Consider the following 8764-nt stretch of genomic DNA (forward strand, 5'->3'; position numbering starts at 1 on the left):
TTATGATTAATACAGATTTAAGCGCCCGTAAAGTTGTGATTGCCGATGATGATGATGATAGCCGAGAAATGCTCGCTTTTTTGCTTGAGCAGGAAGGATGGGAAGTTAAAGAAGCCAGAGATGGAAAAGAAGCTTTAGAAACAGTGGTTGTGTTTCAACCCGATTTATTGATTTTAGATAATAGAATGCCCGAATTGACAGGTTCAGAGGTTTACAAGCAACTGCAACTACAAGGAATAAATTTAGCTGTGATATTAGCTACAGCTTATAGTTATTCAGATGAATTAGCTTCATCTTTAGGAATTTCCCATTGGATCACAAAACCCTACGATATTTCCAAGTTACTGGAGACTATAGAGTCTGCATGGGAAAATTCAGTTACTTCTTTGTAGGTTGTTAGCAATTAATACCTAAAAACCTTAAAATAAGTAAGGTGTATTAACATCTGTAACAAATTCACAAATATTAATTATTTATGCCTCCTCGTTGGCCACGCAAACCAGACCGCAAAGATCCAGATTTCCGCAAGTTAGATGATCGCATGAATTTTGCTTTTCATGTAGCTGTTGCTGCTACTGTTAATTCTGGGTTGTGGTTTTTCCACATCTTGAAAAACACATCTTGGGAATGGTTGACACCATTAACACTAGGTTGGGTAGGAGTAATATTACTGCACTTCATTTATATTAGTGCGATCGCTAATTACGACCCCACACCCCCCAAGTCTACCTGAAGAAAGATTACCAAGGCTAGGGCAATTGTAACCGATGGGAGTAGAGACAAATTACCCGATTAACAGATATTATGGAATAAGCTAAAAGTTGCATTCTTATTTCATATATGGTTATGGCTAAAACTAATACCACTGAGTTACTAGAAGCCCTAGCGTCAGAAATTGGTGAAAATGTCTATATAGATATAGCTAAGTGGCATTTATATCTAGCTGATGCCAAAGTACATCATCTCGTGGCAGAAAAACTTTATCCTTTAATTGCTGATAGAAACGTTACCGAAGATAGAGTAACTCAGATATTAGAATCTATTCCCGTCAAAATTGGTGGTGGTAGAAAAGAACTGGCTTTACTTGATTTATTACCTTTGCAATGCCAAGTAAACCTAGTAGATATTCTCGAAAAATACCAAAGAGAAATTTAACTTCTCTCTCTATCTCTTCCTCTGTGTACCTCAGTGCTAACCTCCGCGTTCCTCTGCCTTCAAACAACACACGAAAATTTAAAGAACAATTATAGGAGGATTTTTGATATGTTTTTACAAATCAGAAATAGCCACGATCTGCTCAAAATAGTTGATATTCAAGAACTATTTGATCCTAATAGTCAGATTGTACACGCCAAAGACCAAGAAGGAGAAGAAGAACAAGAAACAGACCTCTATAAAAAAGAGGAATTAGTTTTTCCATCTGGTGAAGAATTACCCCGTTGTTGGTTAGATGCCAATTATAGAATGGCTAATTCCAGATGATTTTTCTGTTATTTTCATATCGGTGGGCATTGCCCACCCTAATAAATTCTGATCTACAAAATTCCGAATTTAATTAGCAACAGCTTTTTCTTCTGCTGTCGCACCTTCAGAACTTTTAGTAAAGGCTTTAGTAATCCAATAGGTGAAAATATGAGAAAGTACACCTAAAGGCCCTGCAAACAAACACAAAGCCAAAGAATGAATTGTCCAAATTCCGGTTTTTTGTCCTTCCCAATAAATCCATCTACCAACAAATAAATCCATCACCAAAAAATGAATCCAACCTGTAGCAGCAGCAGTTTCATCACTAAAAAACCTAGCTATATCTGCTAACTGAGGATTTGATAAAGCTGCGGCGTTTTCTGGTGTAATGCTGGTGACAAATAAATACAAATATGCAGCAGCTAAAACCACAAAAGGTAGATAAGATTCCATTACCTTGCGGGTGACTTTCCAGTTCGGTAACAAAATCATTAACGCCCAAAATGGTAAAACAAACAAATTGGCAATATTGAATAAATCGGTGATATTCATATTAGGTGACAGGTGACAGGTGACAGGTGACAGTAATGAAACTTACAAAGTTACTAATTGAGATTCTATCTCTGAAGATTGTAAATCACGACCGATGAAAACTAACCGAGTTTGCTTTTCTTCCTCTGGTTTCCAAGGTCGGTCATAGAATTTTTCAAATCTTGTCCCTACACCTTGCATAACTAAACGCATGGGTTTATTCGCAACTGCAACAAAACCTTTAATTCTGTATATTTCTTTTTCTTCTGCAAGTTTTTGTAATGTTGCTTGCAGCTTTTCCGGGTCAAAGGTGCGGTCTAAAATCACATGAGTTGAATTTATTTCTTCATCATGGTCGTGGTCTTCTTCCGTGTCATGATGACTGGGACGAGAATCTAAATTATCTTCAACTGCGGCTTCAAATCCTAATAATATAGATGGGTCAAGTTTGCCATAATCACTAGAGACTATTTTCACTTCTCTAGGTAATTCATTCTTAACTAATTCTACAACTTCTGATTTTTGTTGTTCATCAACTAAATCAGTTTTATTCAAAATCACTAAATCTGCACAAGCAAGTTGGTCTTCAAACAATTCTTGCAAAGGGGTTTCATGTTCTAGACTATCATCTTCTTGTCTTTGGGCAGCTATAGCTTCTAAATCACTAGCAAATGTTCCCGCTGCAACTGCGGCACAATCTACCACTGTAATCACTGCATCTACTGTAGCAGCATTGCGAATTTCTTGCCAACGAAAAGCTTTAACTAAGGGTTTGGGTAAAGCTAAACCAGAGGTTTCAATAATAATATAATCAATACTATCTCGACGTTTAATTAACTCCCGCATTGTCGGGTAAAATTCTTCTTGAACGGTGCAGCATAAACAGCCGTTTGTCAGTTCAAATATATTAGTTTCTTGATTTGCTTCTGTTTCATCTTCGGGACAAATTTGACAAGATTTCAATAATTCTCCATCTATCCCCAGTTCGCCAAATTCGTTAACTAATACTGCTATGCGTCGTCCTTGGTTGTTTTGGAGGAGGTGACGGATAATGCTGGTTTTACCGCTTCCTAAAAAGCCGGTGATGACTGTAACGGGGATTTTTGTGGACATGTTTAGTGTGTTGTTTTGTTATTTGATTTTACACTATTTCTGTTGTGATGGAAGAATTTTGATTAAATGAACCACGAAGGCACGAAGTACACGAAGAAAGCAAGGAAGAAGGAAGAAAAATTGATTTCAGAAGTCGGGGATCTTATCCCTTCCTCTAAAATATTACGATTTGGGTTAAGTGTGAGAAATAAAGTGTACCCAGTTTAAAGATGATTTAACACTATTGTATAAACGTTTATCGGCGGTGTAAAATTTCGCATTTAATAACTGTGATAATGCTAAATAATGAGCATCATAAGCAGCAGATAGTTTGAGAGTTTTTGCAAGAGTTAATGCCATTTCGTGAAGTTGGGAAAATTGAGAACTTCCATAAAGAACTATTCCTAAATTTAACGCATCTTCTAAAGCTTTTTCTGTTTCTTCAATGGTTAATAAGTTTGCTTGATTCATGCGATGTAAAGCATTAGTGATTTCATAATAAAATAATGTAGGAGCAATAATAGTAGCAGAATTTTGTTGCCAATTTTCCCATAGTTTGATAAATGGTGAATCTATAGATTTACTATTAATTAAATTAATGGTAAAGCTGGCATCTACACAAATTAGATAATTATTCATAGACTTTCAATGAATTGATTAATTCTTCACATCTTTCTTCTCTCATGTCTGAGATAATATTAGTGATTGTATCTTGTAAAGATTGATTGTTAAGTCTTTTATTCAGTATTTCTCCTCTTTGCAGGATGCTTTTTTTGATAATATTCCAATCAGGTTTAATTTGTAATTCTGTTTCTAATAATTGTTTTTCTTCTGGGGATAAACAATGAATAATTTCAACTAATTTTTTGACTAATTCCCTGTTCATAGTTGTGGTTATTGGTAAGGAATAATTGTTGATATTTATTTGTTTATAACGTAAGTTGCTTGATTTAACCCGCGTTACCCATAAAAGTTAGGGATATTAATGTTACTTGATTTTAAGAATATCCAATTTCTATCATTTTGAAAAATTCCTGGACTACTTCATCAGGAGTGTTATAACATCTTTGGGCATCAAATCTTTCTACAACTTTGATACCATTTTTCTTGAAAATGCGTTCTCTTTCTTGTTCTTCTACTCTGCGTTCTGCGGTGTGAAATGGTCCATCAACTTCTAAAACTCCCCATTTACCGTTATAACAAATAAGAAAATCAGCTTCTTTATTTTCTCTACCTTTGGATGTGGTGAGTCGTGCTAAGGAGTTGGGGATAAATAAAACTCCAGTTCTGTCTAATGCTTCAGCAATTTTAATTTCTGTTTTTGAGCGAAAGCGTAGTCTTTCCCAAGTGTGAATTGTTGAGTTTGAATAAAATTGAACTCCTTGATTGTTAGAAGTATTATCTACATCAATATTTTTCTCTGGCTTATTAACAGTATTCTCAATTTCGGTAGTTTTGCTTAAAATTAAATCTGTAGTTTCTATAATCTTTTTATATAAACTGGCAAATTCTCCAGGTGCATAATTACCATTTATGGGTCGTTTTTTTGTTGGTCTACAGAATGGAGTATTACTAAGATAAACATATTCGCAAATTACTTTATCTAAGTTTGTTTTACTGCTAATTAGCCAATCTTTGATAAAACAACCTGTTAAAGTTGCATTATCAAAATTTGTACCAATTACTTGAGAATTGGCTAAATTAACACCTCCCAGATTAGCCCCACTCAGATTAGCCCTACTTAGGTTGGAAGTATCTAATCTAGCACCTCTCATATCAGCCCCAGTCAGATTAGCCCCACTTAGGTCAGCATATTGCACCTTAGCCCTTATTAGGTCTGCGTTACTTAGGTCTGCGTTACTTAGGTCTGCGTTACTTAGTGTAGCTTGACATAGGTTAGCGTCTCTCAGGTTAGCATCTCTCAGGTTAGCTTGACAAAGGTCAACATCTCTCAGGTTAGCATTACTTAAGTCAGCACTACTTAGGTCAGGTATTACATCCTGATTTTCCTCTATCCACTTATTCCAAACCCCTACCCCTTGCTCCAATATTGCTAAATGCTCTGGATTTGCCATAATCTAGTTTTTATACCTAAAATTGCCAATATTCGGATTTTAACCTAATTTCATTAAGTTTAATCAAAATAGCGATCGCATTTGGGGTTAACTAGCGATCGCTATTAGTATTCATCAAGTCTTTGAAAGTGAAAGTTTAACCAAAATCTTAACTTAGATCAAAACATTTCTACTTAACATTTGCCATTCTCAAAGACTTAACAGCATTTCTTTCACTTAACAAAAACACAAGATATTGATTAAGACTAACTCCTTCTTTCTCTGCATTTTCTGTTAATCTTTCATGCAATGATCGAGGTATCCGTAGTAAAACCTTACCACTGTATTGAACTTGAGTTGAGGGTAAGGGAATTTCATCTCCATATTCATAGGCTGTTTCTATCCATAAACTACGTGCTTCTTCAATATTAAATAACGTTTCATCTGTCGTTTCTCCCTGAGTCATACATCCAGGAAGGTCTTTAATTTCTGCTACATATCCCCCATCAGGATCAGGGTAAAGTGTAACTGGATATTTCAAATTCAAGTAAAATTCCAGTGACTCACGTTCAGTTTTATTTTTCTTAGACATACTACTCCTCTAATCTGAGCAGTTTTACAATCTGCTTAATATAAATTCCTTTTACTTTTTGCCCATCTTTTTTGGGTACAATTTGTATCCTTCCATCCTCATGACGGAAAGTGTGATGACTTCCTTTAGATCGAACTTCTTCAAAATCAAATGCTATTAAAATACGTCTTACTTCTTCAAATCTTACTTCAACAGGGTGAGAGAGAAAGAGTTGAATTAGTTTGTCCATTTGAGTCATAAATTAATTTCCTTTTGATTTTTAATTTCATATTTTTTAACCTTTTAGCTTACCTTTGTTTATAACAATGATATCATTTTTAGTATCAATGTCAATATAGAATATTTCTAATAGTCACAACAAATGTAACTATTAGAACATTAACAGCTTTAAATTACTACGAACTATTACGGTTTATAATTAACGTATTATTTTTTACTCAATATTTTGACTATCAGATTGTATTTGATGATAAAGATGAGGAGATAGTACAATGGATACCAAATTAAAATATCAAGAAATCATCAAAAGCATATTAACAGAAATCGCCGCATATCGCGCTTCTATACCTGATGGTTATAACTCCCAAGTTTTATTTGATGATGAACATGGACGTTATCTAGTTTTAGATATTGGTTGGAATGATGATCAATATCTACATACCACACCAATTCATGTAGATTTAATTGATAATAAAATTTGGATTCAATATGATGATACAGAAGAAGGTGTTGCTAATGATTTCATAGCAGCAGGTGTTCCTACACAGGATATTGTACTTGGTTTTCGTCATCCTAAAATCAGACAATATACAAAGTTTGCGGTTAGTTAATACATCATTTTTGCCTGATTTACTTCTGCTTGAAATTCTTCTAGAAATTAGTAGAGATACTATTATTGGCCCAAGTTGCTAGTTATCTAGTTGAGGCTGGTAATAGGTAATTGGTAATTGCTAATAGGTGAGAAAATTCCTGTTTTCATCCTGTCAATCCTTACATCCTGGACATCCTGTTTCAGACAGTTTCCCTAACTAGCAACTTACGTTGTGTTTAACAGTTACCTAAAAACCTCTTCCCTTCTGCCTCCTGCCTTGCTATAACGACAATTTTTTAGACTGACCTAGTTAAATCAGCTAGTTTTATAAAAACCCACGTTTGCCATTTGGACGCACTGTTAACCAATTAATCTTGGCTAATGCTAATTGTTCGTCCGTCACTTTCGCTCCTGTCAGATTGGCACCACACAAATTAGCTCCCCGGAGATTAGCCTGACTTAGATAAGCATAACTAAGATCCGCTCCTCTTAAATCTGCTCCTTCTAAATCAGCATGACTTAAATAAGCTTTTGTCAAATTAGCATCTCTTAAATTTGCTTGTATCAGACTAGCTCTACCAAAATCTGTATTTTGGAGATTTGCACCTTGGAGGTTGGTTTTTCTTAATTGAGCGTAATGGAAATTTGTTCCCGATAAATCCGCACCTTCTAAGCTCAAAAGACTAATGTTGTATGAAGAAAAATCTCTTCTACCTTGTAAATATGCTTGCAGCAGTGTTTGGGAATTTAATTGGCGGCGAGTTTGGGCAGCATTGCGATCGCCATTCCCGGCATTGACAGGTTTGGGTATAAACTGTTTGCTCGGTATTCTTGCAGTCCCCGATGCTGATGTTTCTGCTGATTTAGCTCGTCTAGCACGAATAGCAGCCGCTACTTGAGCTACACCATCACTACTACCAGAAGTAGGATTACTGGACAACCCACCAGAATTGTCGGAGCGGTTCTGTATTCGCTCCTTTACTTCAGTATCAGATTTGACTATTAATCCTTTGGCTAAACTGTCTAGATATGGTTCCATATCTAGCGCCCTCAGTACGTCTGAAGCTGATTGGTAGCGATTACGAACCGAAACCTCCAACATTTTTTTCAATACAGTTGTTAAATGGTCGCTCACGTCCACCAGTTGCTCCCACATCATTTCACCTGTTGTGGGATTGTATGGTATGTCTTTAGGTGTTTTCCCTGTCAGTAAATATATGCAAGTCACTCCTAATGCGTAAATATCGCTAGAGTAAACTGGACGCATAGCCATTTGTTCTGGAGGGGCAAAACCAGGAGTACCAATGGCATAGGCTGTTAGTGCTGTTTGTCCAGATTGACTGGGGGCAACTTGACTAACTTGGTTTTTGACAGCGCCAAAATCAATCAATACTAATCTGGCATCTTGAGTACGACGAATTAAGTTCGCTGGTTTGATATCTCGGTGAATCACCTTCAGATCATGGATATATTGCAGCAATGGTAGAATTTCGCTGAGGAATTGTTTGACTCCAGCTTCGCTATAGAATCCGGTTTTTTTCACTTCTTGTTGAAGAGTAGCACCACTGATATATTCCTGAACTAAATAAAACTGCTTTTCTTCTTCAAAATAGTCCAGTAGCCTTGGTATTTGGGGATGATTGCCAATCTTTCCTAAAGTTTTTGCTTCTCGCTCAAACAAGTCCCGTGCCATTTGCAATACGTGAGGGGCTGTCCCTGATGGACGTAGTTGCTTGATGACACAACAAGGTTCTCCTGGTAAGACTTCATCTATAGCTACAAAGGTGGCCCCAAAACCACCTTGACCTAGGGGTTTGATAATCCGATAGCGATCGCGCAATAGTAGTGGTGAGCCACAAGAATGACACCTTTGGCTGGATGACAAATTTTTGGGATGGGTACAGGTAGGATTGAAGCAGTAGCTCATGCACTGTTAACTCGCTGCACGAATAATAACGGAGACTATTAGACTCTCATTACATTATTGAGAGTAAATTCTCACTTTGTCAGGTAATTTTTGCTGGAATATCTTTAAAGAGTTCCTAAAGCTATAACAATGCTAATTCAATTTATAGTAAACTCAGCAAAATTCACTTTACTTAGAAGTAAAATTGTTTTCTCGACTATTATCTCATTAAAATCAAGGTGTAATAGCTGCTTTTTTTATGTAAAATTACCGAAAAAAATAAATATTTTTTTATACAAAATGATGTATAATTA

Annotated in this window: 13 protein-coding genes; 5 read left to right on the top strand and 8 right to left on the bottom strand. The window is 35.9% G+C overall.

What is annotated here, in order from left to right; translation table 11 throughout:
- The first annotated feature begins 2 nt into the window (after window positions 1–2).
- The 4 genes from A0J48_RS16965 (at window position 3) to A0J48_RS16980 (ending at window position 1482) form a co-directional block, all read left to right on the top strand.
- Complete coding sequence (locus tag A0J48_RS16965; RefSeq protein WP_200325057.1) at window positions 3–392, top strand: response regulator; 390 nt, start codon at window positions 3–5, stop codon at window positions 390–392.
- Window positions 393–475: 83 nt separating this feature from the next.
- A complete protein-coding gene (locus A0J48_RS16970; RefSeq protein WP_200325059.1) occupies window positions 476–733 on the top strand; it encodes a hypothetical protein in 258 nt (85 codons plus the stop codon).
- A 113-nt stretch (window positions 734–846) separates the two neighbouring features.
- The gene (locus tag A0J48_RS16975; protein WP_200325061.1) at window positions 847–1155 is read left to right on the top strand and encodes a DUF3181 family protein; all 309 of its coding nucleotides are present in this window, start codon (window positions 847–849) and stop codon (window positions 1153–1155) included.
- A 108-nt stretch (window positions 1156–1263) separates the two neighbouring features.
- On the top strand, window positions 1264–1482 hold the full coding sequence (locus A0J48_RS16980) for an acetyltransferase (protein ID WP_200325063.1): 219 nt from the start codon (window positions 1264–1266) through the stop codon (window positions 1480–1482).
- Between the two features lie 69 nt (window positions 1483–1551).
- Here A0J48_RS16980 and A0J48_RS16985 read toward each other — a convergent pair whose 3' ends face one another.
- The 7 genes from A0J48_RS16985 to A0J48_RS17020 form a co-directional block, all read right to left on the bottom strand.
- On the bottom strand, window positions 1552–2016 hold the full coding sequence (locus A0J48_RS16985; protein ID WP_200325065.1) for an ABA4-like family protein: 465 nt from the start codon (window positions 2014–2016) through the stop codon (window positions 1552–1554).
- A 42-nt stretch (window positions 2017–2058) separates the two neighbouring features.
- Window positions 2059–3108 carry a cobalamin biosynthesis protein CobW gene (gene cobW / locus A0J48_RS16990; protein WP_200325067.1) on the bottom strand — a complete coding sequence of 350 codons (1050 nt, stop codon included), beginning with the start codon at window positions 3106–3108 and terminating at the stop codon, window positions 2059–2061.
- A 174-nt stretch (window positions 3109–3282) separates the two neighbouring features.
- Entirely contained in the window at window positions 3283–3726 is a 444-nt protein-coding gene (locus A0J48_RS16995; protein WP_200325069.1) for a type II toxin-antitoxin system VapC family toxin, read from the bottom strand.
- Window positions 3719–3973: a hypothetical protein gene (locus tag A0J48_RS17000; RefSeq protein WP_200325071.1), complete on the bottom strand. Its 255-nt coding sequence runs from the start codon at window positions 3971–3973 to the stop codon at window positions 3719–3721. Before A0J48_RS17000 ends, A0J48_RS16995 begins: the two co-directional genes overlap by 8 nt.
- Before the next feature lie 112 nt (window positions 3974–4085).
- Window positions 4086–5162, bottom strand: a complete 1077-nt coding sequence (locus A0J48_RS27065; protein ID WP_234300978.1) for a pentapeptide repeat-containing protein — start codon at window positions 5160–5162, stop codon at window positions 4086–4088.
- A gap of 169 nt (window positions 5163–5331) precedes the next feature.
- Window positions 5332–5733 (bottom strand): type II toxin-antitoxin system HicB family antitoxin, encoded by a 402-nt coding sequence (locus A0J48_RS17015; protein WP_190557149.1) that lies wholly within the window; start codon window positions 5731–5733, stop codon window positions 5332–5334.
- A 1-nt stretch (window position 5734) separates the two neighbouring features.
- Window positions 5735–5971, bottom strand: coding sequence for a type II toxin-antitoxin system HicA family toxin (locus A0J48_RS17020; protein WP_200325073.1), 237 nt, complete (start codon window positions 5969–5971; stop codon window positions 5735–5737).
- Between the two features lie 253 nt (window positions 5972–6224).
- Between A0J48_RS17020 and A0J48_RS17025 the strand changes: the two genes are divergently transcribed.
- Window positions 6225–6563 carry a XisI protein gene (locus A0J48_RS17025; RefSeq protein ID WP_200325075.1) on the top strand — a complete coding sequence of 113 codons (339 nt, stop codon included), beginning with the start codon at window positions 6225–6227 and terminating at the stop codon, window positions 6561–6563.
- Between the two features lie 306 nt (window positions 6564–6869).
- Here A0J48_RS17025 and A0J48_RS17030 read toward each other — a convergent pair whose 3' ends face one another.
- Window positions 6870–8471: a serine/threonine-protein kinase gene (locus A0J48_RS17030; protein WP_200325077.1), complete on the bottom strand. Its 1602-nt coding sequence runs from the start codon at window positions 8469–8471 to the stop codon at window positions 6870–6872.
- Between the last annotated feature and the right edge of the window lie 293 nt (window positions 8472–8764).

This window comes from Sphaerospermopsis aphanizomenoides BCCUSP55 (assembly GCF_001586785.1).
GTDB classification, from domain to species: domain Bacteria; phylum Cyanobacteriota; class Cyanobacteriia; order Cyanobacteriales; family Nostocaceae; genus Sphaerospermopsis_A; species Sphaerospermopsis_A aphanizomenoides_A.